The 22,638-nt window shown below is 46.3% G+C and carries 21 protein-coding genes and 1 other annotated feature; of the genes, 18 read left to right on the top strand and 3 right to left on the bottom strand.

Annotated elements, in window-relative coordinates:
* Positions 1–45 precede the first annotated feature (45 nt).
* From ACFO0S_RS10220 to ACFO0S_RS10195, 6 genes are all read left to right on the top strand, one after another.
* Positions 46–1,215 carry a TraB/GumN family protein gene (locus ACFO0S_RS10220; RefSeq protein ID WP_378141899.1) on the top strand — a complete coding sequence of 390 codons (1,170 nt, stop codon included), beginning with the start codon at positions 46–48 and terminating at the stop codon, positions 1,213–1,215.
* 16 nt (positions 1,216–1,231) lie between these two features.
* On the top strand, positions 1,232–2,182 hold the full coding sequence (locus ACFO0S_RS10215) for a TRM11 family SAM-dependent methyltransferase (protein ID WP_378141898.1): 951 nt from the start codon (positions 1,232–1,234) through the stop codon (positions 2,180–2,182).
* A gap of 149 nt (positions 2,183–2,331) precedes the next feature.
* Positions 2,332–3,852 (top strand): aldehyde dehydrogenase, encoded by a 1,521-nt coding sequence (gene adh / locus ACFO0S_RS10210; protein ID WP_378141897.1) that lies wholly within the window; start codon positions 2,332–2,334, stop codon positions 3,850–3,852.
* Positions 3,853–3,874: 22 nt separating this feature from the next.
* Positions 3,875–4,234 carry a DUF779 domain-containing protein gene (locus ACFO0S_RS10205; protein ID WP_378141895.1) on the top strand — a complete coding sequence of 120 codons (360 nt, stop codon included), beginning with the start codon at positions 3,875–3,877 and terminating at the stop codon, positions 4,232–4,234.
* A 102-nt stretch (positions 4,235–4,336) separates the two neighbouring features.
* Entirely contained in the window at positions 4,337–4,630 is a 294-nt protein-coding gene (locus ACFO0S_RS10200; RefSeq protein ID WP_378141894.1) for a DUF6509 family protein, read from the top strand.
* 21 nt (positions 4,631–4,651) lie between these two features.
* On the top strand, positions 4,652–6,190 hold the full coding sequence (locus ACFO0S_RS10195; RefSeq protein ID WP_378141893.1) for a Mur ligase family protein: 1,539 nt from the start codon (positions 4,652–4,654) through the stop codon (positions 6,188–6,190).
* 34 nt (positions 6,191–6,224) lie between these two features.
* Here the strand turns inward: ACFO0S_RS10195 and ACFO0S_RS10190 are convergent, their stop codons facing one another.
* The 3 genes from ACFO0S_RS10190 to corA are packed head-to-tail and all read right to left on the bottom strand — an operon-like array spanning position 6,225 to position 8,659.
* Positions 6,225–6,950: a DUF6904 family protein gene (locus ACFO0S_RS10190; RefSeq protein WP_378141892.1), complete on the bottom strand. Its 726-nt coding sequence runs from the start codon at positions 6,948–6,950 to the stop codon at positions 6,225–6,227.
* A gap of 27 nt (positions 6,951–6,977) precedes the next feature.
* Positions 6,978–7,682, bottom strand: coding sequence for a 23S rRNA pseudouridine(2604) synthase RluF (gene rluF, locus ACFO0S_RS10185; protein WP_378141891.1), 705 nt, complete (start codon positions 7,680–7,682; stop codon positions 6,978–6,980).
* Positions 7,683–7,693: 11 nt separating this feature from the next.
* Positions 7,694–8,659 carry a magnesium/cobalt transporter CorA gene (gene corA, locus ACFO0S_RS10180; protein WP_378141890.1) on the bottom strand — a complete coding sequence of 322 codons (966 nt, stop codon included), beginning with the start codon at positions 8,657–8,659 and terminating at the stop codon, positions 7,694–7,696.
* Positions 8,660–8,999: 340 nt separating this feature from the next.
* On the opposite strand from corA, the gene rsgA reads away from it, so the two are divergent.
* The 12 genes from rsgA to cysS all read left to right on the top strand — a co-directional run bounded on the left by rsgA (position 9,000) and on the right by cysS (position 22,637).
* On the top strand, positions 9,000–10,055 hold the full coding sequence (rsgA, locus tag ACFO0S_RS10175; RefSeq protein WP_378141888.1) for a ribosome small subunit-dependent GTPase A: 1,056 nt from the start codon (positions 9,000–9,002) through the stop codon (positions 10,053–10,055).
* A gap of 121 nt (positions 10,056–10,176) precedes the next feature.
* Positions 10,177–10,650 carry a CtsR family transcriptional regulator gene (locus tag ACFO0S_RS10170; RefSeq protein ID WP_378141887.1) on the top strand — a complete coding sequence of 158 codons (474 nt, stop codon included), beginning with the start codon at positions 10,177–10,179 and terminating at the stop codon, positions 10,648–10,650.
* A gap of 8 nt (positions 10,651–10,658) precedes the next feature.
* The gene (locus ACFO0S_RS10165; protein WP_378141886.1) at positions 10,659–11,183 is read left to right on the top strand and encodes a UvrB/UvrC motif-containing protein; all 525 of its coding nucleotides are present in this window, start codon (positions 10,659–10,661) and stop codon (positions 11,181–11,183) included.
* Positions 11,184–12,269 (top strand): protein arginine kinase, encoded by a 1,086-nt coding sequence (locus ACFO0S_RS10160; RefSeq protein WP_378141885.1) that lies wholly within the window; start codon positions 11,184–11,186, stop codon positions 12,267–12,269.
* Entirely contained in the window at positions 12,259–14,712 is a 2,454-nt protein-coding gene (locus ACFO0S_RS10155; RefSeq protein ID WP_378141884.1) for an ATP-dependent Clp protease ATP-binding subunit, read from the top strand. Before ACFO0S_RS10160 ends, ACFO0S_RS10155 begins: the two co-directional genes overlap by 11 nt.
* A 106-nt stretch (positions 14,713–14,818) precedes the next feature.
* Positions 14,819–16,189, top strand: coding sequence for a DNA repair protein RadA (gene radA, locus ACFO0S_RS10150; protein ID WP_378141883.1), 1,371 nt, complete (start codon positions 14,819–14,821; stop codon positions 16,187–16,189).
* A gap of 209 nt (positions 16,190–16,398) precedes the next feature.
* Entirely contained in the window at positions 16,399–17,484 is a 1,086-nt protein-coding gene (locus ACFO0S_RS10145) for a PIN/TRAM domain-containing protein (RefSeq protein ID WP_378141882.1), read from the top strand.
* 66 nt (positions 17,485–17,550) lie between these two features.
* On the top strand, positions 17,551–18,240 hold the full coding sequence (gene ispD, locus ACFO0S_RS10140) for a 2-C-methyl-D-erythritol 4-phosphate cytidylyltransferase (protein WP_378141881.1): 690 nt from the start codon (positions 17,551–17,553) through the stop codon (positions 18,238–18,240).
* Complete coding sequence (gene ispF / locus ACFO0S_RS10135; RefSeq protein ID WP_378141880.1) at positions 18,240–18,713, top strand: 2-C-methyl-D-erythritol 2,4-cyclodiphosphate synthase; 474 nt, start codon at positions 18,240–18,242, stop codon at positions 18,711–18,713. The genes ispD and ispF overlap by 1 nt, the downstream gene beginning before the upstream one ends.
* Positions 18,714–18,776: 63 nt before the next feature.
* Positions 18,777–20,240 carry a glutamate--tRNA ligase gene (gltX, locus tag ACFO0S_RS10130; protein ID WP_378141879.1) on the top strand — a complete coding sequence of 488 codons (1,464 nt, stop codon included), beginning with the start codon at positions 18,777–18,779 and terminating at the stop codon, positions 20,238–20,240.
* 51 nt (positions 20,241–20,291) lie between these two features.
* Positions 20,292–20,511: a binding site (T-box leader), on the top strand.
* 69 nt (positions 20,512–20,580) lie between these two features.
* Complete coding sequence (cysE, locus tag ACFO0S_RS10125) at positions 20,581–21,240, top strand: serine O-acetyltransferase (RefSeq protein ID WP_378141877.1); 660 nt, start codon at positions 20,581–20,583, stop codon at positions 21,238–21,240.
* Complete coding sequence (gene cysS / locus ACFO0S_RS10120) at positions 21,237–22,637, top strand: cysteine--tRNA ligase (RefSeq protein WP_378141876.1); 1,401 nt, start codon at positions 21,237–21,239, stop codon at positions 22,635–22,637. Before cysE ends, cysS begins: the two co-directional genes overlap by 4 nt.
* The last annotated feature ends 1 nt before the right edge of the window (position 22,638 follow it).

Here is a 22,638-nt window from a genome sequence, read left to right as displayed (position 1 = left end):
TATCTGACTATTATATGAAAATAGGAAAAAGGTGGACGAACCTGTATGGAAGAGAACATCACTCGTTTAGATGTGGACGGGAAAGAAATCATTTTGATTGGTGCAGCACACGTCTCGAAAGCGAGTGCGATACAAGTAAAAGAAGTCATTGAAGCGGAACAACCAGATTCCGTCTGTATTGAACTGGATGCACAAAGATATCTATCCATTCAACAAGGTGATAAGTGGAAGAACATGGACATCTTTAAAGTGATTAAAGAGAAAAAGGCAACGATGCTCTTGATGAACCTTGCCATCTCTTCTTTTCAAAATCGGATGGCCAAACAGTTCGATGTCACACCAGGTGCTGAACAAATTCAAGGAATGAACAGTGCAAAAGAAGTAGGTGCTGAACTTGTCCTTGCTGACCGCGATATTCAAGTGACATTTTCACGTATTTGGTCAAACTTAGGGTTCTGGGGAAAATCCCAACTACTGGCAGGAGTCATCTTCGGGATTTTTGAAAAAGACTCGATCACCGAAGAAGAGATGGAGAAAATGAAGCAGCAAGATACGCTTCAAGCAATTCTTGCTGAATTCACCGAATCCTTCCCGAAACTAAAAACACCCCTAATTGATGAACGAGATCAATATTTAGCACAAAAAATTAAGACGGCGCCAGGAAACAAAGTGGTTGCTGTTCTCGGAGCGGCTCACGTTCCGGGAATCACAAAAGAGATCTATCGTGATCATGACCTAGAGAAACTTGCGGAGAAGCCACCGAAATCGATTGTGCCGACGATTATAGGGTGGGCTCTTCCAGCCATTGTCATTGCCCTCATTGTCGCAACCTTCTTTATAAATCCGGAAGCTGGCACGAGCCAAGCGCTGAGCTGGGTATTATGGACAGGGAGTATGGCAGCGATTGGAGCGGCTGTGGCATTCGGACATCCACTTGCCATCCTTTCAGCCTTCGTCGCAGCGCCTATCACAGCCCTTCATCCGATTTTAGCGTCCGGGTGGGTTTCTGGTTTAGTCCAGGCCTTTATGAGAAAGCCGACCGTGGCTGATTTTGAAAAGCTTTCGGAGGATGTTTTTACTGTCAAAGGGTTCTGGCGGAACAAAGTGACCCGCGTGTTACTTGTGGTGGTGCTCACGAACATCTTTGGGTCTATCGGCACGCTCATCGGTGGAGCAGACGTCATTCGCCTCTTCCTGAAGAACATAGGATTGTAGAAAGTAGGAACTACTGATGGCAACAAACTATATTTACACATACGGATATAACAACGAGGAAGGCGCGCTGGCTCTGATGGAGATGCGCGCTTTTTTCGGGTACACCGCGACGAACAAAGTAGTTTTGTCGCCGATATCTATTGACCCGTCGCGTAGCGTATTTATTCGGGAAAAGATGCACGTGCTCCTCGAAGCAGACTCACAAGAAGAACTGATTGCCCGTGCGCATGAGTATGGCCGATGGGATGAGTCCTTTAAAGTGATCTTTATGAAACATGATTGTTTGAAAGAGCAAAGTGGCTTCGGAAATGCCGAGCGTCTCCAATTCACACGAACAATCGGCAATGAAATGCCCGGATCGTTGGATTTAAAAAATCCGGATCAAGTGTATGCTGTGACAGTGTTAGAGGGCCGATTTTATTTTGGAAAATATGAGAAGAGCAGACCCGTATGGCTCGATCATGTCAATAAACCACAAGGCTATTCGACAGCACTCAATGCCCGAACCGCACGTACACTCGTTAACATATTAAATCCTCATGCAGAGTCTTTGAAGTTAATTGATCCGTGTTGCGGTATCGGGACACTACTCGTAGAAGCCGCTTCAATGGATATCTCGATGATTGGTCGGGACAAAAATCCCCTAGCTTGTATAGGGGCAAGGGAGAATTTGGCGCACTATAATTATCCGCTAGGAATGGATGTCCAAGTAGGACTTATTCAAGATGTGGAAGGTTCCTATGACGCAGCTGTATTGGATTTACCGTATAACCTTTATACACACTCTAGCTATGACCAACAAGTCGACCTCATTCATCATGCAGCTCGCATTGCAGATCGTGTATTGATTGTAACAATTGAACCGATGGATGAAGCGATTGAAGCGGCGGGACTCCAGATTATTGACCGTGCGGAAACCATTAAACAACGCTTTAAGCGCGAGGTATTGCTTTGCGAAAAGAACTAATGTGTGGCCCCGTACCTTTTGGTTACGGGGCTTTACTTTGAAGTCAGAATAATTTTATTGAAATATTCCGTCTAATCTGACAAAATAGGAAGTGGGAGAAATGAAAGCGTATTCATTTGCGCTTACTACTAATAAAGGGAGAGATTAGCATGGTGTATAAGTTTCCGAATACGGACGGCGCTGTCGTTCACTTTAAAGAGCAATACGATAACTATATTAATGGAAAGTGGACAGCTCCTGTAAAAGGTCAATACTTTGAGAATATCACGCCAGTTACCGGAAAAGTATTTACAAAAGTAGCACGTTCTACAGAAGAGGATATTAATTTAGCTTTAGATGCGGCTCATGCAGCGAAAGACAGCTGGGGAACAACTTCTGTTGCCGAGCGTGCTGTCATATTAAATAAAATTGCCGATAGATTAGAAGAAAATTTAGAGATGCTTGCTGTTGCTGAAACGTGGGATAACGGAAAAGCAGTCCGAGAAACATTGAACGCGGATCTTCCTCTCGCGATTGACCACTTCCGCTATTTTGCTGGAGCAATCCGTGCACAAGAAGGAAATTTAAGTCAAATTGACAACAATACCGTGGCATATCATTTTCATGAGCCACTGGGAGTAGTTGGGCAAATTATTCCTTGGAACTTCCCGATCCTTATGGCCGTCTGGAAACTTGCTCCTGCACTTGCAGCAGGGAACTGTGTGGTTTTAAAACCAGCTGAGCAAACTCCAGCATCTATCCTTGTGCTAATGGAAGTGATAGAGGACCTACTTCCGCCAGGCGTCGTCAACATCGTCAATGGATTTGGTTTAGAAGCAGGGAAGCCTCTTGCTTCAAGTCCACGCATTGCGAAGATCGCCTTTACAGGAGAAACGACAACAGGTCGTTTAATCATGCAATATGCATCACAAAACTTGATTCCTGTGACACTCGAGCTTGGTGGTAAATCACCAAACATCTTCTTCGAAGACGTGATGGATAAAGACGATGCGTTCCTTGATAAAGCAGTCGAAGGATTTGTGTTATTTGCGCTTAACCAAGGGGAAGTATGTACATGTCCATCTCGTGCGCTGATTCAGGAGTCCATCTATGATAAGTTCATGGAGAAAGTGCTGAAACGCGTAGAAGCGATCGCTACTGGAAACCCATTAGATCCAAGTACGATGATGGGTGCACAAGCATCGACCGAACAAATGGAAAAAATTCTTTCTTACTTAGACATCGGGAAACAAGAAGGTGCTGAGTGTTTAACAGGTGGAGAGCGCAATGACCTAGGCGGGGACTTCGCGGAAGGATATTACATCAAACCGACGGTCTTCAAGGGACATAACAAAATGCGTATTTTCCAAGAAGAGATTTTTGGACCAGTTGTTTCGGTAACGACGTTCAAAACAAAAGAAGAAGCACTTGAAATTGCCAACGATACATTATATGGTCTTGGATCAGGAGTCTGGACACGTGATATGAATACAGCATACCGCTTTGGTCGCGGCATTCAAGCAGGTCGCGTCTGGACAAACTGCTACCATGCTTACCCTGCCCATGCAGCATTCGGTGGATACAAAATGTCAGGTATCGGACGTGAGAATCACTTAATGATGCTTAGCCATTATCAACAGACGAAAAACTTACTTGTCTCATATGATGAGAACAAATTAGGATTCTTCTGATCCCCTAGAGGAGGTGACGACGATGACAGAACGTGTAATTGCAACGGATGCGGCTCTTGAGTTGATTCATCTGTTGACTGAGAAGCATGGGCCTGTGATGTTTCACCAGTCCGGAGGCTGCTGTGATGGGTCTTCGCCCATGTGTTATCCGGAAGGAGACCTTCTCATTGGCGACCAAGACATTTATTTAGGAACGATTGGTGGCGCTAAATTCTACATTCACAAAAATCAGTTTGAATACTGGAAACATACCCAGTTGATCATTGATGTTGTCGAGGGACGCGGTGGCATGTTCTCTCTAGAAGGTGTGGAAGGGAAACGTTTCTTGACACGATCTCGTGCGTTTACGACAGAAGAGAACAAGGAATTACAAAACTCATGATGGACAGGCTTCCCCGAAAAGGGAGGCCTTTTCTTATGAGGCCATTGCTATTCGAAAACACTAGTTTTCTTGTATAATGAAGCAAGAATGAGGAGGATACCTATGCAAATCGAATCATATGAAGTAGAACGTATTAAAGATCCTACGGGAATTATTGAAGGTGACCGCTATGAATTTCTGATTGGTCTTGTGTATGATGAAGAAGACGAATTGTTTGAGGACAGCCAATCGATTGACGTACGAGTCATTTTCGCGGACGATGCAAATGGACAACGTATTGTCCAAGCCAACTTTATCGACCGTCCGAGCGGCAAGGTGTTGGAATTTGAACTCGAAGAAGACGAGCTAAACGAACTTCAGGAATTTTGCTTCTCGCGTTTTCAGGAAGCTGACTGAAGAAAGGGTCAGGTGACACAGATGAACATTCAGAAATTGATGAACCATATAGAAGTACTCGAAACAAATTACACAAAAGATATCAAGGTCACTGGTCTTGCCTATAATTCACGCAAGGTAGAACCAGGTGAAGTCTTTGTCTGTGTCCGAGGCTTAAAAGCAGACGGTCATGACTATGCTCCAGCTGCTGTAAAGGCAGGAGCAGTGGCTCTTGTCGTAGAAGAGTTTCTTCCGGAACTCGATGTGCCTCAGTACCGCGTGACGAGTGCGCGCAGCAGTTTAGCGACACTTGCAGATGCTTATTACGATCATCCGACGAAGAAGATGAAAACGATTGGGATCACGGCGACAAACGGCAAGACATCGACATCGTTCATGGCCAACGCCATTTTAGAGGAGCAAGGATTACCGACTGGTCTTATTGGAACGGTTGTCGTGAAGATTGGAGATAAGGCGGAACCGTCTGAACTGACGACGCCGGAATCCTTAGACCTTCAACATTACTTTGCCCAGATGGTGGATGTAGAGATTAAACATGTCGTCATGGAAGTATCATCATCCGCATTAGAGCTAGACCGTGTCGGCAACGCAGACTTTGATATCGTGACATTTAACAACATCAGTCGCGAACATATCGATTTGCATTCTTCATTTGAGAACTATGTCATGCATAAGTCAAAACTCGTGACACGTGCAGCAAAAGACAAAGTGGCTATTTTGAATCTGGACGATGCGTATTCTGCGGCTCTTCAAGACCAAACGGAGGCACATGTCGTCACGATTGGTGTAGAAAGTGAAGAAGCAGATATCCGTTGTAAAGATCTCGATCTGTCGACAGGAAGAGCGACGTTTACTGTCGTCATTCCACATACAATAGAGACGCCACAAGGGACCATCCCTCAAGGGGAATTTACAGTATCTCTTGGTACACCAGGCTATCATTCCGTGTATAACTCGCTCGTAGCCATTGCGATCGGTCTTCTTTGCGGAGCTTCTGTAGAGACGATCCAGCGTGCGATGAGGAATTTCACAGGCGTCGAACGTCGATTTGAAATGATCTTTGAAGAACAGTTCAAAATTATTGATGATCATTTCGCGAACAGTGGAAACATCGACATTACACTCGGGACGCTGGAAAAGATGGACTACAAAGACTTAAAACTTGTTTATGCAATTCGTGGCGACCGCGGGGTGACGGTCAACCGGGAAAATGCGGAAGCCATCGCTCGTTGGGCGCCGAAGCTTGGTCTAAATGAAGTCATTGCCACTACAAGTAAGTCTCATGTCACTTCAAAAGATACCGTGGCAGAAGAAGAAAAGCGTGTGTTTTTAGAAGTAATGGATGCTGCAGGGATTACGGTCCACTTCTACGAGGAACTTCCGGAAGCCGTGAAGCAAGGCTTGATGAAAGCGGAGCAGAAAGATGTGGTTCTTCTTGCGGGTTGTCAGGGGATGGACTATGGTGCGAAGCTTGCCCTCGAGCAACTTGCCGAGATGCGTCCGGAGCTAGATAAAGAGAAACTGTATAAACCCCTTGCTACACGTGTAGCAGGTGTATAACCAAGAGCCTCGCTGCTGCTGCGAGGCTCTTTCATTACCACTCGATCGTGTCTTTTTCAGGGTATTCTGCAGTTAATTTAATATCGTGAATTGAACTTTTCGTCTTATTGGCTTCCGCAAGCACTTTTTGTTTGAATCCGTCGTAATCAGAACTGCCGACAACAATACTACGCGCAATCTTCGGAAGTAAAACAACGCGCTCTTCTTTTGGGACCTTTAAATAAGAGACTGATAACATATCGATGTATTGTGTAGCGTATTCTTCAGTGGAGCGTTCCGGTGAAACAAGTGCTCGTTTCAAGTCTGTAAAATCCTCTTCCGGAAGTGCTTGCTCGAGAGCCTCCACTACCTTCGCTTGGAATAAATGCAGCTCTACCAAGTCACGGTGGAGTTGGGGATGAGCCGCCTCTTTGGAGTGTAAGCGAATGTAGTCATGCAGTCCGAAAATCGTAAATAATAATTCTGGCCAAAGGACATTCGTCCCGAAATAAACATTCTTTTGTGGACCAACAAGGTCTTTTTCTTTCATTTGTTCACGACTTGCTCCATTGTCGACGAAAAGAACAGCTTCATGTCCTTTTCGAGCAGCCGCCAACTCCAGTAAGTTCTTTGTCAGGCGTGCGTGTGTACTTTGGTAATCATAGTAACGATTCGTCTTCCCGATAATGGCGAATGCCGCTGTGAGGAAGCTATCAAAATCCCAGTAGTCGCCACTGATCGTGGCGCCTGTCGCGTGGGGTGTAGACTGAATGGTTAACATCGTACCAACTCCTCTCTACTTTTTCTATTACCTTTTCGGTGTGTAATTAAGCATTGTAAAGAGTTCTTTTTTCTCATCCGCCGTCAAATCACGCCACTTCCCCGTGGGGAGATCTCCAAGTTCAATATTCATGATGCGGACTCGTTGAAGACGTTTAATAGTGAATCCGAGCGCTGAACACATTCGGCGAATCTGTCGGTTGAGACCTTGAGTCAGAATGATCGAGAACGTGAAAGGCCCGAGTTTTTTAACTTTACAAGGTTTTGTAACTGTATCTAAAATCTTCACACCTTTCGCCATCTTTTCAAGGAAGGTAGGGGTGAGGCGTTCATTTACAGTGACAATGTATTCTTTTTCATGGTCATTTTCCGACCGAAGAATTTCATTGACGATATCTCCGTCATTCGTCAGTAGAATCAAGCCGTCGGAGTCTTTATCAAGTCGTCCGACATGAAAGATTCGTTTGTCGTGATTCACGAAATCCACTATATTTCCTTCGATGTGGCGCTCCGTTGTACTTGTAATCCCAACAGGTTTATTAAGAGCCAAATAGACGAGCTCTTGTTCCTGGGAAATCACCTTTCCGTCTACTTGAACCTCGTCACCTTCTTCTACACGGCTTCCGAGTTCTGCGGCTTTCCCATTGATTACAACGCGTCCGTCAAGAATCCACTGATCCGCTCCGCGTCGGGAAACAATGCCAGCTTCCGCTAAATATTTATTAATACGCATAGTATGCCTCCTTAGTGACTTTTAAATAATTTGAACCAGCCTTTATACGTAAACCAAGTGAGCATCCCGCCTGCAATGAGGAACATGAACAGTAAGACACCAAAATAACCGAACGACCAGGATAACTCTGGCATGTTTTCAAAGTTCATTCCATAGACACCCGCAACAAAGGTGAGAGGAATAAAGACTGTGGACACGATGGTTAATGTCATCATGATGCGGTTCATACGGCTCGAATTCATCGACATATTGCTGTCACGAATATCAGCGGTGAGTTCCCGGTTTGAATCAATCATCTCTGAAAGCTTTAATAAATGGTCATAAATATCCTCGAAATAGGTGCGTTCTTCTTGAGAAAAGTTTAAACGAGAAGAAGCCAGCATCCGGTATAGTAAATCGCGCATCGGATTGATCGTCCGGCGCAAATGCAACAGGTCACTGCGGATCTCAAAGACGCGGTTCATAGAAAACTGATCATAGTGACGCGACATATCGTCTTCGACTTCATTCAAGTAATCCTCAATTTTATAGATGATGGGGAAGTAGTGATCCACGACCTTGTCGATGATTTGATAAAGGGCTTGCATCGAACCACGTTGCCATGTCTTCGTACTATGAACAAGACGCTCTCTTGCTTCATCCAGTTCATGCATTTCGTCGTAATGGAACGTCACGACAAAATTCCCTCCGAGAAAGACGTCGAGCTCTTCCGCTTCCATCGTCTTTTCGTTGTATGTATGCAGCACGAAAAAGGTATGTCGGTCGTAGTTATCTAGTTTAGGACGTTGTAGGTCATGAAGACAATCCTCGATAGCGAGGGGGTGAAATTGAAAGTAGTCCCGAAGCAAGTTTTGTTCATCGATGGACGGGTTGCTAATGTCGACCCAGTACCATTCAAATAAGTTTTCTTTAAGTTCGTCGAGTGTGAAATCTTTGACGAGTTCGTGTTCCGTAGTAACACCGATGGTACGAATCATTACGCACACCTCCTGCTTGTTCTATCATACCCCCAAATCGCTGAACTCAAAAGCCCAGAAGTGATTGACAGAACAATTGGTCGGGCAGTATAGTAAAAGTACTATAACTCGGAAAGAGGTGGAGTATTATGGCGAATGTATATGGAACATCACGCATCCGTTCAGCCGGCATGCTTCATTCTCTATGTGTACACTCTGGTTCCAAGTAAGACGGGACCAGTAGGTTTCCTATGGAGTCACGAAGCTGTTTCTGAACGCGAATGCGTGCAGAGACAGCTTTTTTTATCGGCTAAAAGCAAAAAGTGTAGCCGGTGACTACTTAATTTTGGAGGAAACTGAATTGACACAAATCGAAAACTACGGCTGGACACCAGCGTGGGAACAAAAAATAACGATGACCGGACAACCAGGACGCGTCGTCCTCGCGCATAAAGGAACCTATCGTGTTGTGACAAACGAGGGAGAATGGCTAGCGACGCCGAGCGGAAAGTTCGGATTTACGCATACCAGAGAACAATACCCTGCTGTTGGGGACTGGGTGGTGGTAACGCAAATGCCAGGAGAGCAGCGAGCCATTATTCATGAGGTCCTTCCACGCTCCTCGCAGTTCGAACGAAAAATGGCGGGACGTACGACAGAGATTCAATTAATTGCGGTCAATGTGGACTATGCGTTTTTAACAATGTCGTTGAATCAAGATTTCAACGTGCGCCGATTGGAGCGATATTTGTTGGCAGCCTATGATTCCGGCGCCGTTCCAATTATTGTATTGACGAAAAAAGATCTATGTGGAGATGTACGCCCTTATGAAGAACAGCTTGAATCAATTGCTTTTGGTGTACCTATTTATGCGGTAAGCAGCAAGACAGGGGAAGGCATTGAGGAGCTAAAAGAGCTATTTCAACCAAATAAGACAGCGGCGCTCCTTGGATCCTCCGGGGTCGGGAAGTCGTCCGTCGTTAATGCGCTGCTTGAGGCGGAATGGATGACAGTCAGTGAAATCCGTGAAGATGATGCAAAGGGCCGCCATACCACCACGCACCGCGAGCTCGTGCTGTTACCGAGCGGGGGCGCTATCTTAGATACACCAGGGATGCGGGAATTCCAATTATGGGAATCGGAAGACGGCTTATCTGAAAGCTTTCAAGACATAGAAGGGTTTGCGGCAAACTGTCGCTTCCGGGACTGTTACCACCAGAAAGAGCCAGAGTGTGAAGTGCTGGAAGCCCTTCGCACAGGCGCTTTAGCTGAGGAACGCTACGCGAGCTATTTGAAGCTACAGCGAGAGCTCGCTCACTTAGAGCGGAAAGCAGATGTAGCTGCTCAGCGAGAAGAACGTGCGAAATGGAAACAAATCTCGAAAACAGTACGGACGATGCCAAAAGTGAAACGCTAATGTGGGGACCATCTCTTTTAGAGGGATGGTTCTTTTTATGGGAAAGCAAATCAATTGCACCTCGGAAAGTGAATTCGTATAATAAAGTCAAAGATAGTCAAAGTCAGTAGGAGGTGACCTCATGAAAAATATCTCAGACATCATTGAAGGGTATTTGAAGAGTGTTATAGAAGAGACTAAACAAGGGCAGATTGAAATAAAGCGCAATGAAGTGGCGGAAAAGTTTCAATGTGTACCGTCTCAAATTAACTATGTCATCAACACTCGTTTTACTGTAGACCGTGGCTACATCGTTGAAAGTAAAAGGGGAGGAGGCGGGTATATTCGAATTGTTCGCGTCGAAGCGTCTGCAGCTTCTGAACTCATTCGTAATATGATAGAAGTACTCGAAGAAGGGGCTTCCGAATCGCTCGTTGAAGACATGGTATACCGCCTACTTGATCAAGAAATCATTTCAAAGCGAGAAGCCAAATTGATATTAGCTGCTTGTGCTCGAACCACATTATCGCTGCCGCTGCCTTTACGTGATCAACTTCGCGGACGTGTAGCACAGGCGATGCTGTTGACCCTCTTGCATAAGTCCAATGAAAGGTAGGATGCCAGATGATTTGTGAGAATTGCAAGCAGCGTCCCGCTCACGTCAAAATGACGGTGACGCAGAGCGGGGAACCCTTCACACGACATTTGTGTGATGTGTGTGCTAGTCAGCTGCATCCGCTCCAACAGCAACAAGATCCATTAACGATTCACCAATTGCTCACCAATTGGTTTACACCTGAACAACAAACGAAACAATCGGAACGTGAAAAGAGCCAGTGGAGCTGCCCGTCGTGTGGCTGGACGTATGAACGTTTTGTCCACAAAGGAAAATTCGGCTGTGCATCTTGTTATGAGACCTTCGGGAATGCTTTACCTCCGGTAATGAAACGATTGCATAACGGCAATGGCGAGCACGTCGGAAGTGTTCCAGAAGCTTTTGAAGAAACACGCGCGTTGAAACGTCGTATCGAAGACATCCGGGCACGTATGCAAACGGCAATTGGAGATGAAGAATTTGAAACGGCTGCCAAGCTTCGCGACCAGGCACGAGCACTCGAAGCCAAACTGTCGAAAGGCGGTGAGCACTAGATGGACATGGATCGTTTCTTAAAGAAACAAGTGACCAGTTGGATGGAAAGTGCGGGTGAACACGCAGACATCGTCATGAGTACGCGCATCCGCCTCGCCCGGAATTTGGAAGGGTATCGCTTTCCGTTAGCATTTACAGAAGACGAAGCGCATAAAATCGAACAGACCATCAGTGGTATTTTGCTCGACGTGGACAGGGAAGAAAATCCGTTTACGTCGTATCAAATGAAACAGTTGGATTCACTAGACAAACAAGTGTTGATTGAGAAACACCTCATCAGCCCAGCGCTTGTGGAATCGAATGTCGAATCGGCTGCTGTTATCTCTGAAGATGAGTCGCTCAGTATTTTAATCAATGAAGAAGACCATTTGCGCATCCAGTGCATTCTTCCGGGCTTACAGCTCGAGCAGGCGTATGAACAAGCTGCCTCCATTGACCGGCTACTGGATAAACAAGTAAGTTACGCATTTGATGAAAAATATGGGTACCTTACGACGTGTCCAACAAATACGGGAACTGGTCTCCGGGCTTCTGTCATGATGCATTTACCAGCACTGACCGCCACGAAGCAAATGACCAAAATTGCTCCGATCATCAACCGTTTAGGAATGGTGGTAAGGGGAATCTATGGAGAAGGCAGTGAAGCGCTCGGGAATGTTTACCAGGTCTCAAACCAAGTAACGCTCGGGAAAGCAGAATTTGAAATTCTGCAAGAGCTTCAAGGCCTTACTACACAATTGATTGAAAAGGAACGAGAGTCACGACAAGCACTTCTTGAACACTCGCGTATCCTATTAGAAGACCGCCTCTACCGTTCGCTCGGCACCCTGCGCTATGCACGCTTATTAACGACGGAAGAAGCTGCGTCATGTTTATCCGATGTGCGTCTTGCCATTGACCTTGGAATTATCACGCATGTCAGCAAAACGATTTTAAATGAATGCATGATTTTCATGCAGCCAGGATTTTTACAGCAATATGCCCGTACTGTCTTATCCCCGAAAGACCGTGATGTGTTTCGGGCGAAAATGATAAGGGAACGGTTGACTATAGAAGAAAAGGGAGAGAACTCAAATGATGTTTAATCGATTTACTCAACGCTCACAAAAAGTGCTCCAGTTGGCACAAGAAGAAGCAATTCGACTCAAGCATGAAGCGATTGGCACAGAGCATATCCTCCTCGGATTGATTCGTGAAGGAAATGGCATCGCCGCGAAAGCGCTCGAAGCTAGTAACGTTGATCCGAAAGCTATCGAAGAAGGAATTGAAGAACTAGTCGGCACAGGTGAAAAAGAAGTCGGACCGATTGTTCACTACACACCACGTGCGAAAAAAGTCATCGAGCTATCCGTAGACGAATCACGTAAACTGGGCCATTCCTATATCGGAACAGAGCATTTACTTCTTGCTTTGATTCGTGAAGGAGAAGGTGTCGCTGCACGCGTGTTAAGCAACGTGGGTATTAGCCTAAATAAAGCACGTCAACAAGTGCTTCACCTCCTCGGAAGCAGCGAACAGGGGAATAATTCCTCTTCGACATCATCGACAGCGACAGCAAGCACACCAACTCTTGATGGTCTTGCTCGTGACCTGACGCAAATTGCGCGTGAAGGCACACTCGATCCCGTCATCGGTCGTAGCAAAGAAATCACGCGTGTTATCGAGATTTTAGCACGCCGGACGAAAAACAATCCGGTTCTAATTGGAGAACCAGGTGTTGGTAAGACAGCGATTGCAGAAGGACTTGCCCAGCAAATCGTTCAAAACGAAGTGCCGGAAATCTTGCGTGACAAACGCGTCATGACGCTTGATATGGGAACGGTTGTTGCGGGAACGAAGTACCGCGGCGAATTTGAAGACCGTCTGAAAAAAGTGATGGATGAGATTCGCCAAGCCGGCAATATTATCTTGTTCATTGATGAACTTCATACATTGATTGGTGCAGGAGGAGCAGAGGGTGCGATTGATGCATCAAATATTCTGAAGCCAGCACTCGCTCGTGGCGAGCTGCAATGTATCGGTGCGACGACACTTGATGAATACCGTAAATACATTGAAAAAGATGCCGCTCTTGAGCGACGCTTCCAGCCGATCCAAGTGGATGAACCATCTGTAGAAGAAGCGATTCAAATCATCTATGGCTTGCGTGACCGTTACGAAGCGCATCACCGTGTGAAAATCACGGATGCTGCTGTTGAAGCGGCTGTGAAAATGTCAGACCGTTACATCTCGGACCGTTTCTTACCGGACAAAGCCATTGACTTGATTGATGAAGCTGGATCAAAAGTGCGTTTACGTTCATATACGACTCCGCCAAACTTGAAAGAAATGGAGCAGCAGCTCGAGAGTTTACGCTCCGAGAAAAATGCGGCCGTTCAAAGCCAAGAGTTTGAAAAAGCGGCTTCTTTCCGCGATAAAGAACAGAAGTTAAAAGACGAACTTGAAAAGTTAAAAGATACATGGAAAGAGAAGCAAGGCAAGGCGGAATCAGAAGTGACTGTGGAAGATATCGCGACTGTCGTATCCATGTGGTCTGGTGTGCCGGTATCGAAACTTGCCCAAGCCGAATCCGACAAGCTGCTCAAGTTAGAAGATACGCTTCATGAGCGTGTCATCGGGCAATCAGAAGCAGTAGACGCAATTTCTCGTGCCATTCGCCGTGCACGTGCCGGTCTGAAAGATCCTAAACGTCCGATTGGTTCGTTTATTTTCTTAGGTCCTACAGGTGTCGGGAAAACGGAACTTGCGCGTGCGCTTGCAGAAGTCATGTTCGGTGACGAAGATGCGATGATCCGTATCGATATGTCCGAGTATATGGAGAAACATTCGACGTCTCGTCTTGTCGGTTCACCTCCAGGGTACGTTGGATTTGATGAAGGTGGCCAGTTGACGGAGAAAGTCCGTCGTAAACCTTATTCAGTTATTTTGCTGGATGAAATCGAAAAAGCGCACCCGGATGTCTTCAATATCTTGCTACAAGTATTGGAAGACGGTCGCCTGACCGATTCGAAAGGTCGCACAGTCGACTTCCGCAACACGGTTGTCATCATGACGTCGAACGTTGGTGCAGATGCATTGAAGTACAATAAATATGTTGGCTTCAACCTGCAAGATGGCGGGACGAAAGATTACAAAGACATGAAGTCGAAAATGCTTGAGGAACTGAAGAAAGCATTCCGCCCTGAGTTCCTCAACCGCTTAGATGAAATGATCGTCTTCCACTCGTTAGAGCGCGATCACATGTTGCAAATCGTCACATTGATGGCGAATCAGCTGACAAAACGCCTAAAAGAGCAAGACATTGAGCTTGAACTGACGGAAGCAGCAAAAGAAAAAATCGCTAAAGAAGGCTACGATCCAGATTACGGTGCACGTCCACTCCGTCGTGCTCTACAGAAGCATGTAGAAGATCGTCTGTCTGAAGAAATCCTAAAAGGTGAAGTGTTAACAGGTCAACATATTCTCTTCGATGTCGAGAACGATGAATTTGTTGTCCGCACGAAAAAAGAAGAGGTTATAACTGAATAAAACAAGTCAAGACGCCCCGAATTCTCTAGTGGAGTTCGGGGTATTTTTCGTTCAATTAAAAGTAAGGTATACTGTAACTAGAACACTCGTTCTTGAGGAGGCTATTATGGCGAAACGAAAAACAAAATTTATGTGTAACGATTGTGGGTATGAATCTCCGAAATGGATGGGGAAATGTCCGGGTTGTGGACACTGGAATACAATGGTTGAAGAAGTGGAAGTCGTGTCAAAAGGACCGAAGCGGTCATTTGTGACATCCGATGGTCCGGCTTCGAAAGCGACACCGATTGTGGCTGTGGAAACGCAAGAAGAGCCGCGTGTAGACACGTCGCTTGGGGAATTGAACCGTGTACTGGGTGGTGGAATCGTTCCTGGGTCGCTTGTGTTGATAGGGGGGGATCCGGGTATCGGGAAGTCGACGCTTCTGTTACAAGTTTCTTCTCTTCTTGCCAATAAGGATATGCGTACGCTTTATATTTCCGGAGAGGAATCGGTGCGTCAAACCAAACTGCGTGCAGAAAGGCTTGGGGTCGCATCTAAAGAGTTGTATCTCTATGCTGAGACAAACCTCGAGCTGATCAACGAGACAATCGAACAAGTCGAACCGAAATTTGTCATCATTGACTCGATTCAAACGGTGCATCATCCGGATGTGACGAGTGCACCCGGAAGTGTCTCTCAGGTAAGGGAATGTACGGCTGAGATGATGCGTATAGCAAAAACGAAAAATATTGCGATCTTCCTAGTCGGTCATGTGACAAAGGAAGGGCAAATTGCCGGACCGCGTTTACTTGAACACATGGTGGATACGGTGCTGTACTTTGAAGGGGAGCGTCACCATACGTACCGCATCTTGCGTTCACAGAAGAACCGATTTGGTTCCACCAATGAAATTGCCATCTTTGAAATGGTGCAGGCGGGTCTGAAAGAAGTGTTGAATCCGTCTGAACTGTTCTTGCAAGAACGATCCCACGGTGCACCGGGATCGGCGATCGTGGCATCGATGGAAGGGACGCGGCCGATCCTTGTTGAAATCCAGTCGCTCGTCACCCAGTCAAGCTTCAACTATCCGAAGCGAATGGCGACAGGTGTAGACCAGAACCGTGTATCACTTTTAATGGCGGTTCTCGAAAAGCGGATGGGGCTACTCCTGCAGTCACAAGATGCCTACATCAAGGTAGCTGGCGGTGTGAAACTAGACGAACCATCGATTGATTTAGCGATTTTAGTTAGTATCGTGTCAAGCTTTAAGGACACCGGTGTCCAACCGACAGATGTCTTTATCGGCGAAGTCGGTTTGACTGGAGAAATCCGTCGCGTCTCACGTATCGAACAACGTGTGCAAGAAGCCGCGAAACTGGGTTTCAAGCGCGCCATTGTACCGGCGAGCAACCTCGGAGGTTGGGATTACCCAGCAGGGATTCGCGTAATTGGAGTAGAGGCAGTGAATGAAGCCATCCAACTCGCGTTTTCTTAGATGTGGAAGGTGTTCGTCCAGAAATGCTTAGGGAATTAAGTGTGCCCCTAGAGACTCTCTTTGTCTCTAGGGGTGCGATTGATTTTCGAATGTATTTCTAACGCCTGCAACTCGATTCCGTTAGATGGGCAGAACACTTATAGGCTCCGCGTGGACGTCCTTCGAGAGGTAAGCGTATAATGAAAGAACAATAAAAAGGAGGTGGAACAATGCTCAAATGGATAATATATATCGCATTTGTACTTATTGGAGGAACACTCGGGTTATTTTTCTTACCGCACTTATATGAAGCAATGAATTTATCCGATAACCCGTGGATCGCCAATCCGTATGTATCGATTTTAGTGGGAGCGATTTTGCTTTTTGTTGCCGCATTGTTTATCACGGACTATCTCGTCACATTTATCCGCTGGATGGAAGAACGATTACTGAATACGCCTGTGTGGGATCTTTTGTTCGGAACAGTAGGACTTGTCCTTGGACTTGTCGTTGCCTTTTTACTTGGGAGTGCCATTGAAACACTCGACCTTTTAGCCATTGGATCAATCGTGCCAGTTGTCTTATCCTTGGTCCTTGGGTATCTAGGGTTCCAGGTAGGCTTTAAAAAACGAGAAGAGATGATGCAGATCTTTACAGGAGGACGTGCCGCTGCAAAGAAAAAGGCGGAAGAAGAAGAAGTAGCCTCGACCGATGTACATAGCTACAAGCTTCTGGATACCAGTGTCATTATCGATGGCCGAATCGCTGACATTTCAGAAACCGGCTTTATCGAAGGGACGCTTGTCGTACCCCAATTTGTATTGACCGAGCTTCAGCACATTGCTGACTCTTCAGACACATTAAAACGTACACGTGGACGACGCGGACTCGACGTCTTAAAGCGATTGCAGTCTGAGCGCATCGTGCCGATTGAAATTGTAGAAGATGATTTTGAGGATTTGCACGAGGTCGACTTAAAGCTTGTGCGTCTAGCAAAAAAGAAGTCGGGTGTCGTCATGACCAATGATTTCAATCTCAACAAAGTTTGTGAGCTTCACAGCGTGCCGGTCCTAAACATTAACGACTTGGCAAACGCCGTAAAACCTGTTGTCATCCCGGGTGAGGTCATGCAAGTGGTCATCATCAAGGATGGAAAAGAACAAAACCAAGGAGTCGCCTATCTCGATGATGGGACGATGATTGTCGTTGAAGGCGGAAAAGCCTATATCAATCAAGCGATTCAAGTCGAAGTCACAAGCGTGCTTCAGACCTCTGCAGGACGCATGATCTTTGCCAAACCTATGGATACGAAATAATCAAATCTCGGCTGGGTGTATCCGGCCGGGGTTTTGCATTTAGAACAGGAAGAAAGGTGTTTACATATGAACTACACAGTCGTCTTGCCGGCAGCAGGGAGCGGCAAACGTATGGGGGCAGAAGGGAACAAGCTCTTTTTAAAGTTACGAGGGAAACCGATTCTCGCGCATACGTTAGAAGTCTTTCAACAAGATGAGTGGTGTGAGCAGATTATTCTCGCTATTAAAGAAGAGGAACGTCATTTGATCAAAGTGTGTCTCCGTGAGTACCATCTTACAAAAGTCACAAAACTGGTTGTCGGAGGAAAAGAACGTCAACACAGTGTGTGCGAAGCGTTGAAAGCGGCTGAGGGAGCGGAACTTGTGCTTGTTCATGACGCCGCTCGTCCGTTTATCCAGCAACAGGTAATTCACAAACTTGTCGAAGTGGCAGCGGAACAAGGCGGAGCGGTTGCTGCTGTGAAGGCAAAAGATACGATGAAGCTCGTTCGGAACGGTCGCGTAGAAGAAACGATTGACCGAGAGACGTTATGGGCGATTCAAACACCACAAGCCTTCCGCTATCAATTGTTAGTTGATGCAGCCAAACAAGCCGATGAACAAGGGTTTGTAGGAACGGATGAAGCCATGCTTGCTGAACGGGCTGGCCTTCCGGTGTATATTGTAGAAAGCAGTTATGACAATCAAAAAATGACCACGCCAGAAGATCTGGTATTAGGGGAATTGATTTTGACAAGAAGAGAGGAGAACAATTAATGCGTATTGGACAAGGATTTGATGTACATGCTTTTGAAGAAGGACGCCCGCTGATTATCGGGGGCATCACCGTACCTCATGAAAGAGGGTTGGTCGGACACTCCGATGCGGACGTATTGCTGCACACCATCACGGATGCGGCACTCGGCGCAATCGGTGAAGGGGATATTGGAAGGCACTTCCCTGACACAGACCCTGCGTTTAAAGATGCGGACTCTGCGAAATTACTGACGCACTGCTGGGAAATTATTAAGGAAAAAGGCTACGTACTCGGTAACGTCGATTGTACGATCATCGCCCAGCGTCCGAAAATGGCGCCACATATTCCAGCGATGCGAAAGCGTATTGCAGAGCTTCTTGAAGCAGACGAGTCACAAGTGAACGTCAAAGCGACGACGACGGAAAAGCTAGGATTCCCAGGGCGGGAAGAAGGAATTGCTGCTTTAGCCACGATTCTCTTAGTACAAAAATAAACTTTCTAAACGAAGCTGGCAGTGATAGAATGGAAAAAGTGAATTTTAGAGGAGGAACACCTTATGACGAAGGAAGTACGCGTTCGTTACGCACCGAGTCCGACTGGACAACTCCATATCGGAGGTGCCCGCACAGCGCTATTTAACTATTTATTTGCACGACACCATGACGGGAAATTTATTGTCCGTATTGAAGATACAGATATCGAGCGTAATATCGAAGGTGGCGAATTGTCACAACTTGAAAACTTACGCTGGTTAGGTATTGACTACGATGAGTCCGTTGACATCGGTGGCGATTACGCTCCGTATCGTCAAATGGAACGTTTAGGTATCTACATAGAGCATGCTGAGAAAATGCTTGCTGAAGGACATGCTTACAAATGTTTCTGTTCTTCAGAAGAACTCGAAGCAGAGCGTGAACGTCAGAAAGACGCTGGTATCGCAGCTCCGATGTATAATGGGAAATGCCGCAACCTTTCTCAAGAAGAAGTAGCTGCCAAAGAGGCAGCTGGCGAAGGCTTCACGATTCGTATGCGTGTCCCTGCAGATGTGACCTATACGATTGAAGATATGGTACGTGGCACCGTGACGTTTGAATCCAAAGACGTGGGCGACTGGGTGCTTGTGAAAGCAAATGGCATTCCAACTTACAACTATGCGGTTGTTCTAGATGATTACTTTATGAAGATCAGCCATGTTCTTCGCGGAGAAGAGCATCTCTCGAACACACCAAAACAAATCATGGTCTTCGACGCATTCGGCTGGGAAGCTCCGAATTATGGTCATATGACGCTGATCATCAACGAAAGCCGTAAAAAGTTATCGAAGCGCGATGAGTCCATCATTCAGTTCATCACACAGTACAAGAACCTTGGCTACCTTCCGGAAGCGATGTTCAACTTCTTTGCCCTTCTTGGCTGGTCGCCAGAAGGAGAAGAGGAGATCTTCTCGAAAAAGCAACTGATTGAACTGTTCGATGAAAAACGTTTGTCGAAGTCACCGTCGATGTTCGATACGAATAAACTAACCTGGATGAACAACCAATACATGAAGAAGCTGTCGCTTGAGGAAGTCGCAGAAATGGCGATTCCGCACTTGCAGAAAGCAGATAAATTACCTGCTGAATTAACAGCGGAGCAAAGAGAGTGGGCCACACAACTTGTGGCACTTTACCAGGAACAAATGAGTTTCGGTGCTGAAATTGTTGAACTTTCTGAGTTATTCTTTACGGACGAGCTGACGTATGATGAAGAAGCACAAGCTGTTTTGAACGAAGAGCAGGTGCCAGCTGTGATGACAGCGTTTAAAGCGCAGATTGAGCAGATGGACACGTTAGAAGCAGACGCAATCAAAGCCGCAATCAAAGCCGTTCAAAAAGAAACAGGTACGAAAGGGAAAGGTCTCTTCATGCCAATCCGTGTAGCGGCGACAGGTCAGACACACGGTCCGGATCTACCAAACGCGATTGCGTTACTTGGCAAAGAAAAAGTTCTCGCGCGCGTTTCGAAACTCGCAGATCAATAAAGTTGACTTTCGAGTATCTGGGAGTAAAATTAAAGACACATATAGGCATCAAACAAAGCTTTGATGAGGAGAAGTAAAAGACGTATGTTCTGTAGAGAGGGTCATCACCGGCTGAAAGTGACCTGAGCCACTACATCTTTGAAATGCACCTCTGAGTGCTGTGCTGAAACTTGAGTAAGCCAGACGGATCGCCCCCGTTACGGGTAAGAGAAGTGAAATCCCGCGTGGATTTCTCATCAGAGTGGAACCGTGCAATCTATGCGCCTCTGTCTAGTCATTTGACTGGATGGGGGCTTTTATTATTTTCGAAAGCTTTTTACATATCAAAGGAGGCACATTTATGTTCAATCGCATGAAAGAAGACATTGCCACCGTCTTCGAGCAAGACCCCGCTGCGCGTAGTGTCCTGGAAGTCGTATTGACCTATTCCGGACTACATGCTGTATGGAGTCACCGCATCGCACATGCTCTTTTTATAAACAATCTATTCTTTTTAGCTCGCGTCGTGTCGCAAATCAGCCGCTTCTTCACGGGTATTGAAATTCATCCGGGTGCCAAAATCGGCCGCCGTCTCTTCATCGATCACGGCATGGGTGTCGTTATCGGCGAAACGTGTGAAATCGGAGACGACTGCATCCTTTTCCAAGGAGTCACCTTAGGCGGTACCGGGAAAGAAAAAGGAAAACGCCATCCGACGCTTGGCAACAATGTGCTGGTGGCGACAGGAGCGAAAGTGCTCGGTTCCATTACTCTCGGTGACAACAGTAAAGTGGGAGCAGGCTCGGTTGTTCTAAAAGACGTCCCGGAAAATGCGACGGTTGTCGGAATTCCCGGAAAAGTCGTCGTTCTTGATGGAGTTCGTGTAAAACAAAATTTAAATCATCAAAACATTCCTGATCCAGTTGACGAACGCTGCCAGCAGATGGAAGACTGCATCGAACGCTTGCAACGTGACCTGGACCGATTAAGCAATCAATTACGAGAGGAGAGAGGACAATGAGCATTCGCATTTTTAATACATTGACGCGCGAAAAAGAAGAATTCGTGCCACTAGAAGAAGGAAAGGTAAAGATGTATGTTTGTGGTCCTACCGTCTACAACTACATTCATATTGGGAATGCACGTCCGGTAATCGTCTATGATACGGTGCGGAACTACTTGACGTACCGCGGGTATGACGTTCACTTTGTCTCGAATTTTACAGATGTCGACGACAAAATTATTAAAGCGGCGAACGAACTGGGTGAAGAAGTCTCAGACCTAACAGAACGCTTTATTGACGCATACTTCGCGGATATCGAGGCACTCGGGTGCCATCGCGCAGATGACCACCCTCGAGTGACGGACCACATGGATCAGATCATTGATTTCATCCGTGTCTTGATCGACAAAGGGTATGCCTATAAATCACAAGGAGACGTCTATTACCGTACACGTAAATTTGAAGGATACGGTAAGCTGTCTCACCAAGATATCAATGACCTGAAGAGTGGAGCGCGCATCGAAGTTGGTGAGAAAAAAGAAGACGCGCTTGATTTTGTCTTATGGAAAGCAGCGAAGCCTGGCGAAATCTCATGGGAGAGTCCGTGGGGCGCAGGACGTCCGGGCTGGCATATTGAATGTTCCGTGATGGCACGGGACATCCTTGGGGATACGATTGACATTCATGCGGGTGGACAAGATTTGACGTTTCCGCACCATGAAAATGAGATTGCCCAATCAGAAGCACATAATGATAAAGAGTTTGCACGCTACTGGATGCATAACGGCTACATCAATATCGATAACGAGAAGATGTCAAAATCTCTTGGGAACTTTGTTCTTGTGAATGACATTCGTCAACATATCGACCCGCAAGTGCTTCGGTTCTTCATGCTGAGTGTGCACTACCGTAATCCAATCAATTACTCTGGTGAACTTGTTGAACAAGCAGAGGCAGGCCTTGACCGCATCCGGACGGCCTATGCCAATGTCATTCACCGTCTCGAGCATTCAGCGGACCTTGGCGACCAAGACGATATGTGGACGTACAAAATCAATGAACAGATCAAGGCGTTTGAAGCGGCAATGGATGACGACTTCAATACAGCAAATGCTATTGCAGAACTGTTTGAGATTGCGAAGCAAGCGAACATTTACCTGAAGCAAAATCAGACATCTATCACTGTCTTGACTGCCTACGCAACGACCCTTGAAAAGTTCATGCAAGTACTCGGCTTGAAATTATCCGCAGAAAAAGAATTGCTCGATGAAGAAATCGATGCACTGATTGAAGAACGCAACACGGCACGTAAAGAACGCAACTTTGCCCGTGCGGATGAAATTCGTGACCAGTTAAAAGATATGAACATCATCTTAGAAGATACCGCACAAGGTGTGCGCTGGAAGCGAGGGTAAG

This window comes from Chryseomicrobium palamuruense, from assembly GCF_042649045.1.
Classification (GTDB): domain Bacteria; phylum Bacillota; class Bacilli; order Bacillales_A; family Planococcaceae; genus Chryseomicrobium; species Chryseomicrobium palamuruense.
This window is presented reverse-complemented; position numbering and strand designations above follow the sequence as displayed.